At 37.6% G+C, this 15,661-nt stretch carries 15 protein-coding genes and 1 other annotated feature; of the genes, 4 read left to right on the top strand and 11 right to left on the bottom strand.

Annotated features, from left to right (window positions below; translation table 11 throughout):
- Position 1 precedes the first annotated feature (1 nt).
- A complete protein-coding gene (locus tag NV349_RS10970; protein ID WP_036126393.1) occupies positions 2-1,123 on the top strand; it encodes a GerAB/ArcD/ProY family transporter in 1,122 nt (373 codons plus the stop codon).
- Positions 1,110-2,234 carry a Ger(x)C family spore germination protein gene (locus NV349_RS10965; protein WP_271913426.1) on the top strand — a complete coding sequence of 375 codons (1,125 nt, stop codon included), beginning with the start codon at positions 1,110-1,112 and terminating at the stop codon, positions 2,232-2,234. Before NV349_RS10970 ends, NV349_RS10965 begins: the two co-directional genes overlap by 14 nt.
- 1 nt (position 2,235) lies before the next feature.
- Here NV349_RS10965 and NV349_RS10960 read toward each other — a convergent pair whose 3' ends face one another.
- The 5 genes from NV349_RS10960 to NV349_RS10940 all read right to left on the bottom strand — a co-directional run bounded on the left by NV349_RS10960 (position 2,236) and on the right by NV349_RS10940 (position 8,636).
- On the bottom strand, positions 2,236-3,189 hold the full coding sequence (locus tag NV349_RS10960; protein ID WP_058844414.1) for a nucleoside hydrolase: 954 nt from the start codon (positions 3,187-3,189) through the stop codon (positions 2,236-2,238).
- A gap of 163 nt (positions 3,190-3,352) precedes the next feature.
- Complete coding sequence (locus NV349_RS10955) at positions 3,353-6,520, bottom strand: ATP-binding cassette domain-containing protein (RefSeq protein WP_271913425.1); 3,168 nt, start codon at positions 6,518-6,520, stop codon at positions 3,353-3,355.
- A gap of 104 nt (positions 6,521-6,624) precedes the next feature.
- Positions 6,625-7,035 (bottom strand): SRPBCC family protein, encoded by a 411-nt coding sequence (locus NV349_RS10950; protein WP_036126406.1) that lies wholly within the window; start codon positions 7,033-7,035, stop codon positions 6,625-6,627.
- Positions 7,032-7,358 carry an ArsR/SmtB family transcription factor gene (locus NV349_RS10945; protein WP_101966647.1) on the bottom strand — a complete coding sequence of 109 codons (327 nt, stop codon included), beginning with the start codon at positions 7,356-7,358 and terminating at the stop codon, positions 7,032-7,034. Before NV349_RS10945 ends, NV349_RS10950 begins: the two co-directional genes overlap by 4 nt.
- A 591-nt stretch (positions 7,359-7,949) precedes the next feature.
- Positions 7,950-8,636: a Dph6-related ATP pyrophosphatase gene (locus tag NV349_RS10940; RefSeq protein WP_101966646.1), complete on the bottom strand. Its 687-nt coding sequence runs from the start codon at positions 8,634-8,636 to the stop codon at positions 7,950-7,952.
- Between the two features lie 219 nt (positions 8,637-8,855).
- Between NV349_RS10940 and NV349_RS10935 the strand changes: the two genes are divergently transcribed.
- Together NV349_RS10935 and NV349_RS10930 are read left to right on the top strand one after the other, a co-directional pair.
- Positions 8,856-9,002 (top strand): NUDIX domain-containing protein, encoded by a 147-nt coding sequence (locus tag NV349_RS10935; protein WP_257982898.1) that lies wholly within the window; start codon positions 8,856-8,858, stop codon positions 9,000-9,002.
- Positions 9,003-9,023: 21 nt separating this feature from the next.
- A complete protein-coding gene (locus tag NV349_RS10930; protein ID WP_271913423.1) occupies positions 9,024-9,230 on the top strand; it encodes an NUDIX hydrolase in 207 nt (68 codons plus the stop codon).
- Between the two features lie 27 nt (positions 9,231-9,257).
- On the opposite strand, the gene proS is transcribed toward NV349_RS10930, so the two are convergent.
- The 6 genes from proS to NV349_RS10900 form a co-directional block, all read right to left on the bottom strand.
- Positions 9,258-10,694, bottom strand: a complete 1,437-nt coding sequence (gene proS / locus NV349_RS10925) for a proline--tRNA ligase (RefSeq protein WP_058844416.1) — start codon at positions 10,692-10,694, stop codon at positions 9,258-9,260.
- A 135-nt stretch (positions 10,695-10,829) separates the two neighbouring features.
- Positions 10,830-11,049 (bottom strand) — a binding site (T-box leader).
- Between the two features lie 69 nt (positions 11,050-11,118).
- Positions 11,119-12,825 carry a putative bifunctional diguanylate cyclase/phosphodiesterase gene (locus NV349_RS10920; protein ID WP_271913421.1) on the bottom strand — a complete coding sequence of 569 codons (1,707 nt, stop codon included), beginning with the start codon at positions 12,823-12,825 and terminating at the stop codon, positions 11,119-11,121.
- A gap of 391 nt (positions 12,826-13,216) precedes the next feature.
- The gene (locus NV349_RS10915; RefSeq protein ID WP_058844418.1) at positions 13,217-13,387 is read right to left on the bottom strand and encodes a hypothetical protein; all 171 of its coding nucleotides are present in this window, start codon (positions 13,385-13,387) and stop codon (positions 13,217-13,219) included.
- Between the two features lie 217 nt (positions 13,388-13,604).
- The gene (locus NV349_RS10910) at positions 13,605-13,754 is read right to left on the bottom strand and encodes a hypothetical protein (protein ID WP_036126419.1); all 150 of its coding nucleotides are present in this window, start codon (positions 13,752-13,754) and stop codon (positions 13,605-13,607) included.
- A gap of 175 nt (positions 13,755-13,929) precedes the next feature.
- Positions 13,930-14,427, bottom strand: coding sequence for a DinB family protein (locus tag NV349_RS10905; protein WP_369802772.1), 498 nt, complete (start codon positions 14,425-14,427; stop codon positions 13,930-13,932).
- A 54-nt stretch (positions 14,428-14,481) separates the two neighbouring features.
- Positions 14,482-15,444: a tyrosine recombinase XerC gene (locus NV349_RS10900; protein WP_036126422.1), complete on the bottom strand. Its 963-nt coding sequence runs from the start codon at positions 15,442-15,444 to the stop codon at positions 14,482-14,484.
- Between the last annotated feature and the right edge of the window lie 217 nt (positions 15,445-15,661).

Raw genomic sequence — 15,661 nt, 5'->3', positions numbered from 1 at the left:
AATGGCAAAACCTATACAACTTAGCCCTAAAGATATGATCAATGCTTATTTGCTTTTTTTTGTGGTACACGGTGCACAAATTGGGGTTGGTATACAGGGATTTCAACGCATTATCTATCAGGATGCAAGACAAGATGCATGGATTTCAGTTCTACTGGCTGGTATTGCTACACATATCGTCACATTTTGTATGATTAAAACTTTAGAGATCTATGGCTCCAATGATTTATATGGAATTCAAATCGATATTTTTGGCAAATGGATTGGCAATTTTTTAAATGTTATGTATGTCATCTATTGTTCTGTAGCATTCTTTTCCGTTTTGCGAAACTATATAGAAGTTATACAAGCATGGATTTTCCCAAGTATTGGGACATGGTTTCTATCTGCTACGTTATTAATCATTATTATTTATGCCTTTACGGGTGGGCTTCGAGTAATTGTTGGGGTGTCTTTTTTTAGTATCATCCTATCGTTATGGATTATGCCGATGTTAGCCTTCCCTTTGAAGTATTCCTCAGCAGAAAGTCTCTTTCCTATTTTAGAAAACGACTTTCGCTCGATTTTAAAGGGTGCCCATTCGATGACTTTTACCATCATTGGCTTTGAAATTTTGAACGTGATTTATCCCTTTGTGAAAGACAAGGAAAATGTTAGAAAACCTGTCCATTTAGGGTTATTGGCTTCAACGGTCATCTATTTAGCCGTCATGCTGGTGTCTATCACCTACTACAGTGAAGGCAAACTACTGAAAACAATTTGGGCAACTTTGACATTGTTTAGCTTTATTAGCTTCCCTTTCATGGAACGCTTTGAATTTGTAGCCGTTTGTTTTTGGATGTTGATTATTTTACCTAATCTTTGTCTGTATTTATGGGCGGCCTATCGGGGAGCAATTCGATTAGTCAATATAAGTGGAACGACTTTTGTCTGGATACTTTCGTTCTTTGTTTTCATTGGAACATTACTTATTCAAACACGCACACAGATCAATACAATCAACACGGTGTTTGGACAAGTGGCATTTTTTGTGATCTTTGTCTACCCTCTTGTGCTATGGCCAATCGCCCTACTGAAGAAGAACCTCACATCAAAGAAGGTGAAAAAGAATGAACAAGCTTAAAGGAAAATGGTTGGTTCTTCTATCGATTGTTTTTTTATATGGATGTGCCCAAACGAATATTTTGGATAAAGTAGGATTAACCACTTTAGTCGGCTACGATATAGGAAAAGAAGAAAAAATTGCAACGACAGCCGTCATACGTGAAGTAAATCCTGAATTCCAAAGCAATGTGGAAGTTCTAACAACGGAAAACGATACAAGTAAAGGGAATCGAATGGAAGCCAATCGCAAGCTTTCGAAAAAAATCATGGTTGGTCAAATGAGGGTAATTTTGTTCGGTGAAGAACTTGCGAAAGAGGATCTTCGTTATTATCTTGATACAAATCTAGAAAATGCAAGTGTCAGCAATGGAATCTTTATGGCAGTTGTGGAAGGCGAAGCAGCACCATTACTGAAATACGAATACAAAAATATCGAGGACATTGGGCAGCATATTTTTAGGCTCATCGAACAAAACGTCAAGCAGGAATATATGATTTCGTCCACGCTTCATCAAATTGCCCACGATTATTACTCAATTGGCAAAGATTTAGCTATGCCCATATTAAAAAGAGATGATGAGCTAGTGGAGTTAAGTGGTGTCGCTCTTTTTAAAGGAAGTAAAATGGTCAGCACCCTACCAGTTAAAGATAGCTTTTACGTAAAAATCGTTCGAGACACATTCAAAGTGGGACTATATGAAACTATACTGGACAACGAAGATGTTCCATCCAAGATCCTTCAAAAAAAAGCCAACAAAATCACAGTAGCCTTTGATGCGATTCATTCGAAAAGAGAAATACAATTAATCGATGCGGATAAACCAACATTTGACCTAAACATCAAAATCAAGTCAAGAGTATTAGAAGTGTACCCAGATATTAACCAAGGTGACCCAAAAAGTGTATCGGCACTAGAAAAAGCGATTGAGAAAAAATTGTCGAAGGAAGTATCAAGAGTGATTGCCCATAGTCAGGAAGTCGAATCCGATATTTTTGGTTTCGGTGAAAAATACCGAAGCTCTGTGAGACATTCTGAACTCACTAAAGAAAAATGGCATAAGATGTATAAAGATATGAAAGTAAATGTCCATGTTGATTTTGTGATTTTACGGAACGGTGTTTTTGAATAAGCTACTGCAATGGTTGCCCTGTCATGATCGTCAAAAAGTGGTGGAAAAATTTCTCGTATTGGATATCAAAGGCAATACGATGTTTTTTCTCGCCATTGTTTATACTTTCATAAGGCCGTGTTTCAGCAATGCTTTGCCCTCTTGCAGGGCCTTCTAATTTATCGACAACAGTTACGGGATAGGACTCATATATAAACATGTCAGGCTCCATTATAGCCATCAGCGTTAACGCATCATGCACAGGGCTCCCTAAAAGTGAGGGGTCCCGTTCTTGATAAAAGCGAGTATAGTATTCCATTAATGGCTTGAGGATTTTTGTTTGTCCAAATGAATCAATATAGTCTACCATACCTGGCGTGACAATCGCCTTTTGTGTAGCATTCAAGGGAATGATTGTGACATTCTTTGCATAGGTAAGCACGATATTAACTGCAAACGGATCACCATGAAAATTTGCCTCTGCCACTGTTGTGACATTGCCAGGAACCCAAAACGCTCCACCCATAATATAAAATTCCTTGACATGTTTCATAAGCTCTTTGTAGAGGATAAACATCGTTGCGAGCGAGGTCAATCGCCCAATATTAACAATTGTTAGTTCATCATTTTTATATCTTTCTATAATATTGACGATTTCAAAAAAGTTTTCAATTTTTAATTCATGATCATCATTTGGAATAATGGGTCCTAATCCCCGTTCGCCGTGTATTTCTGGATAGTAAGTCGGCTGTTCACCAGTTAAAGGTACTTCTGCCCCTAAAATAACGGGAATCCCTTGAGGGAAGTTAAACAATCTCATGACATAATAAATATTGGATACCGCATCTTCTCGCGATACATTGCCGTAGTCTGCCACTAACCCAACAATTTCTATTTCCTGATTGAGCCTGGCATAAATTAATGCTACGGTATCATCAATGCCAATATCCCCAAATAACAGCACTTTTTTTACCAAAGAATATCCTCCCTTTTCCTGCCAATCTGGCTATTCCTATAGTACGATGAAAAGCTCAAAGACGATACAGATTTGAATGTTTTTGGAAAAATTAGTGTGTGATTCTAGTCAAATGAAAGTAGCCCATCTGCTCAGTGCAAATGGGCTTTCTAACATATTGGCTTTAATTATTATGCTGTAAGAACTGATAAACCGCCATCATTTCCTGTTTATTCAACTCACGAATGCGATTGAAAATAGGAATATTGGCAACTGCCTCAAGATGAGAGCCTTCTATTACTACATCACTGACAGTACCAGTTAGCCACGTTTCCACATCAATGCCATCAACAATTTGCTGGCGACCTTCATCGTTTATACCACTTGCACCACAGTTGACACATGGAACGGTTAATTTATTGACCCCATCATGCAATCCATCCTCTGAAAGCACCTTTTTCCCTTTGCAGAATGGACAACTATGACTAGCTTTTACTTTATTGATTTGAGTGACAATTTTTTTATAGCCAAATGCTTCATAAACATACGTTAATTTTTTGTATTTTCCATTCGTAAAATACTGGTCGATGATATTTTCTCTTGTCTCGTAAATATTGGCAAAATCACAGATGGTTACTTGGTTTTTTAGGCTGATGTTCTTTATATAATCTTGGATTTTGTCCCAGAATGGAAGTGCATTTTGTAGGACCATTTCATAGCCAACAAAGCTTGCTAGCTCTAATTCCAGCATTTTCAACGCTACTTGTATTTCTCTTGGCAATAAGGAGACATCTTGTAGAAGTGACATGTCACCCCCTACAATGGCTTTCAATTTTTCAAGTTGTGGTAAGTTCCCTACAGTTTTTATTACCACATCAAGAGGTTGACGAATCAAGTCACGAATATCTGTGTCCCCAAATTGTAATTTTTTCTGGTGGTTAAGCACAGTGCCATGACAAATTGGGCAAGGCATCATCTCTCTTGTTTCCTTCATTTGCTCCTTAATAAAGGATTTTGAAATGACGATATAGCGACCAATGATAAAGTTAAAACCTTCCCATTTCTTCGAAGATTTTGTTGCCTTATCATAAAAGGACTTATCCCAATACCCATATAAAAATGTATGCTTTTCTTCCTCAGTCATAGCATTGTAACTTTTACTAATGTCTTGACCAAGTTCATTTTTAATTTCTTCAAAAAGAAATTCCAGCTTCGCATGTTGATAGTATTTTAAGACCTCCATAATATCTGGGTGTAATAAGCCATCCCAAAATGGCACGTTTTTATCTTGTACGACTAGATCAAAATCGAATTTGGAAATTTCCAATCTCCCTGAACAGCTTGGACAATGATTGTCTTGGCTATAGAAATCGAAGCTTCTTGTATCCTTATTCGTTGGGTGTGCAGCGACAATATGATTAATCAGACCACCCATTTCATACAGAAAACTATACTGACTATATAAATGTCTTTCCAAGTCGATCGCAATAACAGGCGCTATTTTATTGGATTCGTAGTCACCGTAAATGAGACGTGCCATTGAAGATAGGCTTTTTAAAATGCCACCTTTATAAATATTTTCAGCCTTTTTAAAATAGCTTATAGGTTGGTCTTCTAAGTATTGAATACCATTTCTTGATGCGAGCGTAGACGCGATTTGTAATGGAGCCGTTTTTGTATAGTTAACCTGATTATAATAGTCCTCATGACAAACTACCTCAAGATGTGTCACAGGCTCCTGCTGTCTTTTACCAAAGTCTACAATGAAATCAGAGCTCTCTAACATATAGGTATTATGCTCAATCATGATGATAGAGATAGCTTCATCCTCAAGGATGTCCCTTACACTATCAATAAACTGGTTTAAAATGTTTTGAGATAATCCTTTAGAAGGCTCATCAAAAATAAACAGTGTATGTGGATTTCGCGAATTCGCAAATAACTCCGATACTAAATGCACACATTGGAATTCACCAGTCGACAGCGATTGTGTTTTTCTTTCCAGTGTCAAATAGCCTAGCCCTAGTTTAATTAGTAAGCTTAAACGTTTATGGGCGATATCTTCATGAGGAAGTTCATCAATAATGTCTTCAATCGAGCGTTGGAAAATAGCATCAATGTCCTCGCTATATTTGGTTAGTTTCTTTTTAATATCGAGGAAAGTTGCGACAGTTGATCGACTAGTAATGGACTGATTCCGATCCTGCCCGACCATCACTAGTTTGTCCTTTGGATAGCGTTTGACAAAATCTTTAGCGATACACTCATTCACAAGCGTTGATTTCCCACAGCCAGACTCCCCAGTAAAAGTAATAAGTCGGTTTTGCGGAATGGCTATTTCGTCCATTTGTATATTGCGGCAATATAAGTCTCGGAATTGATAAAAGGATGTTGGCTTTGATGGGTTTCGTTCTGAATAGATAGGCTGTGGTCGAGGAGATTCTTCCACGATTTTACCGCCGTATTTCCCACTCCCTGGTCCAAAGAATAGGTGCTTATTTGCCGTGTCTAGCACCGTATCTGAATGATCAATAAGCCAAATTTGGTTTTTAGTGCCCAACTGTTGGATTTGCTCTAAGATTTTTAGTAATGTGTCATGGTCAAGACCAACAGAAATTTCGTCGACAATAATGACCGTGTTTTCGCTAGTAGCCATGAATTCTGCTAAGTAAAGTCTTGTTAATTCTCCGCCCGACAATGTCCCCATAATACGATTTAATGTTAAATAGCCAATATTCATCTGGATAATATTTTGAAGAATATGTTGCTTCTCTTCACTTATATTTAATTCTTTTGATAAGGAATAGATCGTTTCGATACTGAAATTGTGAATATCAGAAATACTGTATGATTCATTCCATAAAGCTATTTTATGTTGCTCCACTTCAGGACTATAGCGTTTACCTGAGCATTTTTTACATTCTACATTTTTCGTCGTGCCACGTCCTTTACATGCAGGACACCAGCCTAATGCATTGTTAAAGGAAAACATTTCTGGAGAAAGTTGAAATTCATCCGCCAGTCGATTACGAATTTCTTTAAAAACACCCGTATGAGTACCAATCGTTGAACGTGGGTTACTGGAGATAGAGGATTTTCCTAAAAAAAGTACGAGGGGCATATCCTCCATTTTGATGGCACTGAAGTTCGTTTCCATAATGTTTGGAAATAAATATTGATACTCCGCCTTAGGTAATAAAGAAACGAGACGTTTTTTGGATTCTTCCCCAATCGTTTGACAAAATGTCGTTTTCCCTGAGCCAGACAAACCGGCTATACCCAATGATTGATGTTCTGGTAAGACGACATCTAAACGGTTGATATTGTTGGCAATTAGTTGATTGATCTTCATTTAGTTATCCTTCCATGTCTAGAAAATTAAAAAATTTGAGTGAAAATGAAAGAACACAATTCTTGCTACGGAATTGCGCTCTCCTTGTTATCGTTTGATTTGTATTAGGCTAGTACTTTTTCAAGCTGTGTGCTCATATTCGTCCAAGCATATGTTGCCCCTTCGATTGCCCCTTGACGAGCTTTTGTTTCTTCGCTAAAGCCACTTTGATCAAGATGAAGCTGAGTCGTGCCATCTGAATCTTGTGTTAATGTCCATGTAACAGTCGTTGTTTCACCAGCACTTGTCCAAGTGTAAGATAATGTATGAGGCTCTTCTACTACAAGTACCTCACAGTCTACAATGCCGTCCCACCATTCATTTGGTTCAGCACGAAATTGAAATTTATGCCCAACGATTGGTTGGAAGTCATTATTCCAAATCCATTTTGCTAGCGTATCTGAATCGGTTAAAGCATGCCAAACCTGCTCGATTGAACTTGTAAACGTAAAATCTAATGATACATCTGGTTTCATTTTTTTTCCTCCAATAAAAGATGTAATTTAGCGATTCTTTCTTTCCAAAATCCTTCATAAAACGATACCCAATCCTGTATTTCTTTCAACGGGGCCGCATTCAGCCGATACCTTGTCTCTCTACCTTCCTTGCGAGCAACGACAAGACCTGCATCTTTCAGGATGGCTAAATGTTTCGAAACAGCGGTACGCCCCATGTCAAATTGAGCGGTTAATTCGTGAAGCGGTAACTCATCTACCTCTGCCAGTAAACGAATCAACTTTCGTCTTGTAGGGTCAGCAATGGCTACATAAACGTCACGCTCTTGATGATTATTATTCAAAACCACCACCCTTTCTAATAGGACACTAAATGGTGTCTTAATTATATGACACCATTTAGTGTCCAGTCAATGATTATTTTGGACAAAATGAGATGGATTCTATACCTATAAAGAAGAAACAGCCAAATGCAAAAAAAGTACAGAGGTGAGAGCCTTTGTACTTTTCGTTCATTATTATTTATTAGTATCTATTTCTTTAAATTTATTATGAGAGCCATGAAAACCAGAGTATGTAGTAAGCCTATATGTTGACTCATTGTTTTCTCTATTACTCGAAATCGTTTATTTAAGAAACGCTCATTTGTCTAATCAACTTGTTTCAGTATTTTTTCAATGCTTTGCCACTTTCAGAAATTTCGTGATAACCATTAATCAATTTAGCTTCCCTAACTCTCGCGCTAGCCAGCTAACATATTGCTTTTCTTGATGAAGAGTGGCAATCATTTTTCAACGATAAGGATTTGACAAAGCACTTAATACTAATAGTAATTCATCCCCATTTAATGTATTTTTCCTCTGTAATCATTTTATTACACACGACCATATACATTAAAAGGAAAAACCATGATCATCACAAGAAAGGCTGTGGATTTACGCTCGTTCTAAAGGTAAAAATGCATAGTCTCCATCTCTTATAATTGGACATTTGCGCACAGCTATTGGCTGCTGAAAAAGAGGGCCATCAATGACGGTTGTATGGAATTCTCCTCCCTCCCCGCACGGGTCAATCTTACGAGCTTCTAGTTCTAATACATATTCAGGGGTAAGTATTCGCCCTAAATCATCCTCAGTCATGCCTAAGGATAAGTTGACCGTGACAATCATCGTGATAAATCCTAAGTTAATAAATTCATCGACTGCTTCGCGATGGTCCATTTCCCATAATGGCATGCCTAGCTGTAACCCAGCATTTTTTGTGACCTTATCATGCCAGCAGCCATGTGCAGGCATATCTAAGTCACCTGTCACTAACACTTCTGCCCCCTGCTGTTTTGCCTTTTCTAAAAGGTGCATAAAGACACTTTCGTAGTCTGCCCAACTAGCTGCAGCCGTAAAGACAGGCAATCCGATCGAGTCAGCCTGCGCCTGGATAAGCTCAGGTGGCATGCCGTGTGACCTCGAACGTTTCCCTTCCTCCTCTAGCATCACAAGCAGTCCTACAGCCTGACCTACCTGGGATGCTTTATATAAAGCTAAAGTACTGTCCTTTCCACCACTAAATGAGGCAATAAATGGACGATTTTGTGCATTCTGTTTCCAGCCTGTTGTATCTGTCATTCCCTTATCTCCTTGTCAAAAATAGTCTGTTAGCATCCTTATCAAAAAATTGAGTCATAGTAGCATCATTTTTAATCGCTATATCCCCATTTCTTCAGGAAATTTTCAAGATATAACACCCCTTCATTTTATCATAAGTAGAATAAAAATTTGGCTAACTATGTTGGAGGGGCGCTATGAGTGATTATGTAACCATAATTAAGACAACTAATTGGGACAATGCCTGTTATTTTAGTAGGTTCTACAGTAATTGTCTTAAATCAAACGAGAGAAGTTCTACTTCAATTTCGTGCTGATATCGAAATGTGGGGATTACCTGGAGGAGCAATGGAACTAGGGGAAACCCTTGAAGAAACAGCGAAGTGAGAGCTGTATGAAAAGACAGAATTGCATGCAAACAATCTTCAGTTTTTAACGATATTATCAGGTTATCAGGACTATTTTAAATATCCTAATGGGGGCGTAACGGCAGTCTTTTTAGCAGATCAGACAGATGGATGGCTCACTATGAGGGATGGCGAAAGCTTAAAATTGGACTACTTCCCGAAAGCAAAGGATGTAATCGATCACCACCTCATAACAACAGCCTCCTAATTAAATAGGAGGCTGTTGTAGTCGTTATTAATAGGCTTGTGCAAACCAAACCGTATGTTTAGCTTCATTTCCACAGCCAATACATGTTGTTTTTGTTGTTGGTGGATTAAACGGCATATTACGAGATGTATATTTTGTTTCTTCCTTCACTTTTTCCTCGCATGCATCTTCTCCACACCAACCAGCTAGTACCCAGCCAGGAATTGTACCGTTTGCTTTGGCTGCTTCAATATGCTGTTGTAATTGTGGTAATGAATCAATCATTGTATGTGTGTTTGCTTCACGGAACTGACGTGCTTTTTCGAGTAAGCGCGCTTGCATGGTTGTTAATTCTTCTTCAATGGCTGTGATAATCGTAGCTAAATCAATTGTTCGTTTTTCCTCTTCATCACGGGCTTTAAGTAAAGCTTGATTGTTGTCAAGATCACGAGGTCCTAATTCAATGCGAACTGGCACCCCTTTTAGCTCCCATTCATTGAACTTAAAGCCTGGTGATTGGTCCGAATCGTCAAGGCGTACGCGAATGCCCTTCGCTTTTAAAGCGACAAAAATTTCATCTAAATGCTCCATAATTTGAGGGTTCTTTTTCCATGGTCCCACTGGAATTAAAACAACTTGAGTTGGCGCGATGCGAGGAGGTAAAACAAGCCCCTGCTCATCACCATGCACCATAATTACCGAGCCGATTAAGCGCGTAGATGTACCCCAAGATGTTGTGTGTACATACTCATGCTGGTTCGCTTTATTTAAATACTTAATGTTAAAGGCTTCTGCAAATTTCGTACCTAAATAATGAGATGTACCAGCTTGCACAGCCTTGCCATTTTTCATCATCGCCTCAATCGAATACGTATCGACAGCACCTGCAAAACGTTCAGAAGGTGTTTTTTGTCCGTCATAGACTGGAATTGCTAGTACTTGTTCTACAACTTCTTTATAGATTTCAAGCATTTGCATCGTTTCTTGACGAGCATCCTCTTCATCGACGTGCGCTGTATGTCCTTCTTGCCATAAAAATTCAGATGTGCGAATAAAAGGAAGAGTTTTCTTTTCCCAACGGAAGACGTTTGCCCATTGATTAATCAAAACGGGTAGGTCACGGTAGCTTTTAATCCAATTGGAGTAAAGATGGCCAATCATCGTTTCAGACGTTGGACGTAGTGCCAGACGTTCTTCTAATTGTTCCCCTGCTGCCTCTGTTACCCAAGGTAGCTCAGGTGAGAATCCTTCGATATGATCCTTTTCTTTTTGGAAGAAAGATTCAGGAATAAGCATTGGGAAATAAGCATTACGATGCCCTGTCTCTTTAAAGCGACGATCCATTTCCTCTTGAATATGCTCCCAAATCTCATAGCCATCAGGTTTAAAGGCAATACAGCCACGAACAGGTGTATAATCCATTAAATCGGCTTTTTGGATAGTCTCAATATACCATTTCGAAAAATCTTCTAATTGTTTTGACATGTGATCTCCTCCAATTTTTGTTAAATCATTGTTGCCTTGGTGTAAGAAAAACAGTGCCATCTACCAGGGCGTTTAGCTTGTTTCAGCGAGCTGTTACTATCAAGCTGAATGAAAAAAGCACAAAGCTGTCCTCTGAATAAGGACGTCTTTGTGCTGGATAGACGTGGTACCACCTTGATTTAGCTTTAAGTAGAACTTAAAACCCTCTCACGTTTGGTAACGAAAACGACTCGGTTATGTTTGCATAACATCTCCGTGGTAGGTGTTCAGTAAAGAAGCGGTGATATAGCTCTCAGCAATTGCTATATTTTCTGTCTCACAATTCTTACTTACTTGGCCACATCATCAAATTGAATATTGTCTGAACTGTTTGGCTTTATCCTACTTTAGCAAAATCATTCAGGAATAGCAATTCATAACTGGTCTATTTTGTCACAGAATTAACGATTAAATCTGTAAAATCATCTACAGACAATGGCTTACTGAAATAATAACCCTGCACATACTCACAGCCATGCTCACGAAGTACGTTCAATTCAGCTTCTTCCTCGACACCTTCAGCAACTACTTGAAGATTTAAAGCATGTGCTAAGGAAATCATAGCTGAAATCATCGCAATCCCTGATTTTTCAGGCACAATGTCACGGACAAAGGCACGGTCAATTTTAAGGACATCCACAGGGAATTTTTTTAAGTAGTTTAACGATGAATAGCCTGTCCCGAAATCGTCTAATGAAATCGTAATGCCCAATGCCCGTAATTGCTTGATGGTATCAATTAAATCTTCCGTATAATCAAGCATACTCATTTCCGTAATTTCAATTTCTAATAAGTGTGGGTCAATGCCTGTTTCTGCAATGACTTCACACACCATGTCCACAAAGCTACTTGTACTAATATGAATCGGAGAAATATTGACGGCTACGCGCAATGTTAAATTATGTGCTTCATTCCAAAAACGAGCTTGAGCACAGGCTTTATGTAATACCCAAACACCGATATCATTAATAAGCCCACATTCTTCTGCAAATGGAATAAAACGATCTGGTGGAATATGACCTAATTCAGGATCATACCAGCGTAGCAAGGCTTCCATGCCAATGACCGTATCTGTTTTTAAATCAATTTTAGGCTGGTAATGTAATTCTAAGCGGTCCTGTTTTAATGCTTGGTGTAATTTTGTTTCTAATAGAAGCCATTTATCGTTGGCTTCATCCATATTGTCACGGTATAAACGGTACTGATTTCCACGCGTAGATTTTGCTGCATACATGGCAATATCCGCATTTTTCAATAATTCTTCTACAGAGTTTGCATGATCTGGGAATATACTAATGCCGATACTGATGCTTGCATAAAATTCATAGGTATCGACGATGAAACTTTCATTGAAGACATTAATGATTTCTTTGGCCATTTCGTCAATGCGACTGACGTCATTTAAAATCATGACAAATTCATCACTATTGTGGCGATAGAATGAATTAGATGTATAATCAACATTTCGTAGACGATTCGACATTTCCACTAAAAACATATCGCCGATAATATGACCAAGCCCGTCGTTAATGTGTTTGAATCGATTCACATCAATGAAAAATAACGCAAATTTATCTCCTGTACGTCGAGATTGATGGAATTCATTTTCTAAACGCTGTTCTAGTTTACGACGATTTGGCAGTCCTGTTAATTCATCGTGATAGGCAATATGGGTAATTTTTTTTATGTCCTTTTGCGCTGTAATATCGACGCGAATGGCGATATATTGATAAGGCTTTCCCTTTTCATCAAGGAATGGGAAAATCGTTGTCTTTACCCAATATAAACTGCCATCTTTCGCACGATTGCACACCTCGCCATTCCACATATCACCATTACCTATTGTTCTCCACATCTCTCTAAAGAAAGATTTAGGATGGAAGCCTGAGTTAAGTAAACGGTGATCTTGACCTAATAATTCTTCACGCGTATACTTCGAAATTTTGCAAAAATGATCATTAACAAACGTAATTTTCCCGGTACGATCGGTAATCGCTACAATGATGGAACTATTCATGGCGGAAAAGATATCTTGTAATTCTTTTAGACTATAGTTCATTTGATTAATGCTATTAGGCGTGATATTCATCATTTTCATTCTCCGTTCATTAAAATATGAAGGGTTTGGTACTTTTGCTTTATCTTACAGCGAGGTATAAAGTTGTGGTATATCGCCCTTTTTTATGTAATTATATTATAGTCTTAGAAAAGCAGTTAATTCAACCCAAATATCAAAAACATCTAAAGCCCTATTTGAGGATTTATGAGAAAATAGCCAAAAAATAGCGGTTATAAACACCCTAAATTTACCTAATCGTAAAGTTTTTTGATACTTTTGTACTATTGAAAGTGCTTTCTTTAGGCTATTTATCTATTAAATACAAATTTCAATTATGCTAGATAAAGAGAATGCAGCTATGTAAATTTTTTGTGAAAGCAAAAATACCTTACGAACCCACAGAGGTAATAAGGTATTTTACAAGTTAAGAAACCTCATATTCGATTGACTCTTCTGATGATTTTGCATATTGGTTATATGCATGTAACTGCTCTTGCGATAAATTTAAAATATAATAGTGAAAATTAATAGGCTCGAGTCCGTGCTCCTCACATACTTGGCGGTAAAATTCATAACCCTCTCGATAATCTGTCACCCTTCTAACTTCCTTTCATGATTGCTACTAAATGTGTTTTTTTATTTTTGTTATATAACAGTATTATTATTTTCTAAAAATATATAACAGAGTGTAATGCTTGTCAATAAATTATCTGAAATTTCTTTTATAAATCACAAAAGCCCAAACCATTGTATTTAGTATGGCTGGGCTTTTCATAAAATATTCACGTCGGCTTCCGTCATAACCACGTCCTTTAAATGCCTAATTGTTTTGCTTGCATGTTATAAGCAGACAGTTGTTGCTGTGATAACTGTAATACATAATAGCGGAAAGAAATTGGCTCTAATCCATAACGCTCACACATTTCACAATAAAATTCATAGCCGTCTCGATACTTTGTCATTAAAAATTCCTCCTTGATTTGAAAACTGTTTTATAACAGTTGTTGTTATTTTTATTTAATATATAACAGATTATGTAGCACGTCAAGAGGTTATGATAGAAAAAACATATAACAATAAAAGGAATTTGGCTCACACTTGTGTGCTCAAATCCCTCTATACTTACTTACCATATGTTTATTTCATTATTTCTTGTATTTGCTCGATATGACGCTGCTCGTGTAAATAAACCATTTCAATCCATTGATCGAGTGGCAATGTACCTAAGGCTGGGTGCTTCACAGCATATTTTGTTAAAATTTCAGGTTCTTCGATTGTTTGTAAAAAAGCGAGAAAATTCATTCTTGATGTGGCTAGTAAATCTAGCATCTCCTGAACGGTAAAAGGCTGATCTATTGGCTCCACAATAGTTGGTGCTTGAAATTTTTTTGTTCTATCCAAAACAACAAGCTGAACATTTTTTCTTGCAGGTGATGATTGTTCTTGGGCTTGTAATCCCCATGTAATGGCTTTTTTGGCTGCTTCCTCTACTAACACAAGATGATGACAGATTTGTGCTACACTCCAGCTTTGTGCATCTGGTTTGTCATTAAAGCTTGTATTGTCTAAGTTTTGAATCGTTTGAAGTAATTGCGCCCTTGTTGCGTCGAATTGTTCTTTTGCTACTAACATCATAAGTTAACCCCCTTCATTTGGCATACTACTATATTCGACAGAGAGGGGTAAAAATCATCTCTCGCGCACAATATTAAAGGGATTATTTTCTAAAACATGTTGTAGCTGCTCGTCCTCTATATGCGTATAAATTTGAGTCGTCGCTACACTTGAATGTCCTAAGATATGCTGTAAGCTCCGAATATCTGCACCTGCTTTATACATCATAGTCGCAGATGTATGACGCAACTTATGTGGTGTAAGTCGTTCCTTTTGAAGACCTGATTGTTGATTAATACGTTTCACGATTTTGGCAACAGTTTGGCGCGTAAAGCGTGTTCCTTTTTGTGAGACGAAAAGAGGCTCATCCCCGTCCCCCTTATAAGGCGTTTTCCCACTATTTTCATAATCTGCGAGTGCCTGCAAACAGCTATCGTTTAAGTAGACAGTACGCTCCTTATTGCCCTTCCCGACAACCGTTAAATAACGTCCTTGAATAGATGTTTTATTGAGCTGGCAAAGCTCCGTCACACGTATTCCTAAATTTAAGAAAAACATCATCATACAGTAATTTCTTGGTGATGCCTGATTTGTTGGTATTCCATCAATAAATTGAGTAGCCTCTTGAAGATTCATATAAATTGGTCTTTTTCGGCCAATTTTTGGTGTTTCTAATTCTTCTGCTGGATTTTCCTCAATAAGTCGACGTTTTCCTTTCAAGTACTTGAAAAAGGATTTTAATGTCGCCACTTTTCGTGCCCTCGAAGCAGCAGAATTTCCTCGCTGTACCTCACAGTACTCCATAAAGTAATAAAGATCCTCTAATGTAATATCACGAATTTCTTCTATTGTAATAGTGGCAATATCAATGGCTACTAAATTTTCTATATCCAGATCCTCCTGGATTGCTTTATGGAAACGGAAAAATAAGGTTAGGTCATATTCATATTCTTTTCTTGTGCGCTGTGATTTTCCTTTGATGGTCGTTAAATAAACTAGAAAATCCTTCATGAATTTCGGTTGCTTGGTATTTTGCATGCTAATCACCTCTATTTGCTCTATTTTACCACGAAAAAACGTTCCCAAATATAAATTTGGGAACTTTATTGAAAAAAAATGCCCTTTTTCATGATATAGAACAAATGTTCTTTTTAAGCAATAAAAAAATCCCCTTTTTTAAAAAAGAGGATTTCCTTTTAAATCTTTTGTGACAGTTGCAGGAAAATAGTCATAAAGTTCACGTTAAATGAATATT

Origin of the sequence: Lysinibacillus sp. OF-1, from assembly GCF_028356935.1 — a bacterium.
Lineage (GTDB): Bacteria > Bacillota > Bacilli > Bacillales_A > Planococcaceae > Lysinibacillus > Lysinibacillus fusiformis_D.
Note: the sequence above shows the minus strand (reverse complement) of the source record. Positions and strands in the feature narration are given on the sequence as shown.

Excerpts from the sequence above, each read along its gene's own strand:
- NV349_RS10920 (WP_271913421.1), bottom strand. The coding sequence starts at position 12,825 with ATGATGAATATCACGCCTAATAGCATTAATCAAATGAACTATAGTCTA.
- NV349_RS10965 (WP_271913426.1), top strand. The coding sequence starts at position 1,110 with ATGAACAAGCTTAAAGGAAAATGGTTGGTTCTTCTATCGATTGTTTTT.
- NV349_RS10955 (WP_271913425.1), bottom strand. The coding sequence starts at position 6,520 with ATGAAGATCAATCAACTAATTGCCAACAATATCAACCGTTTAGATGTC.
- NV349_RS10900 (WP_036126422.1), bottom strand. The coding sequence starts at position 15,444 with ATGCAAAATACCAAGCAACCGAAATTCATGAAGGATTTTCTAGTTTAT.
- NV349_RS10970 (WP_036126393.1), top strand. The coding sequence starts at position 2 with ATGGCAAAACCTATACAACTTAGCCCTAAAGATATGATCAATGCTTAT.
- NV349_RS10950 (WP_036126406.1), bottom strand. The coding sequence starts at position 7,035 with ATGAAACCAGATGTATCATTAGATTTTACGTTTACAAGTTCAATCGAG.
- proS (WP_058844416.1), bottom strand. The coding sequence starts at position 10,694 with ATGTCAAAACAATTAGAAGATTTTTCGAAATGGTATATTGAGACTATC.
- NV349_RS10905 (WP_369802772.1), bottom strand. The coding sequence starts at position 14,427 with ATGATGTTAGTAGCAAAAGAACAATTCGACGCAACAAGGGCGCAATTA.
- NV349_RS10935 (WP_257982898.1), top strand. The coding sequence starts at position 8,856 with ATGCCTGTTATTTTAGTAGGTTCTACAGTAATTGTCTTAAATCAAACG.
- NV349_RS10910 (WP_036126419.1), bottom strand. The coding sequence starts at position 13,754 with ATGACAAAGTATCGAGACGGCTATGAATTTTATTGTGAAATGTGTGAG.
- NV349_RS10940 (WP_101966646.1), bottom strand. The coding sequence starts at position 8,636 with ATGACAGATACAACAGGCTGGAAACAGAATGCACAAAATCGTCCATTT.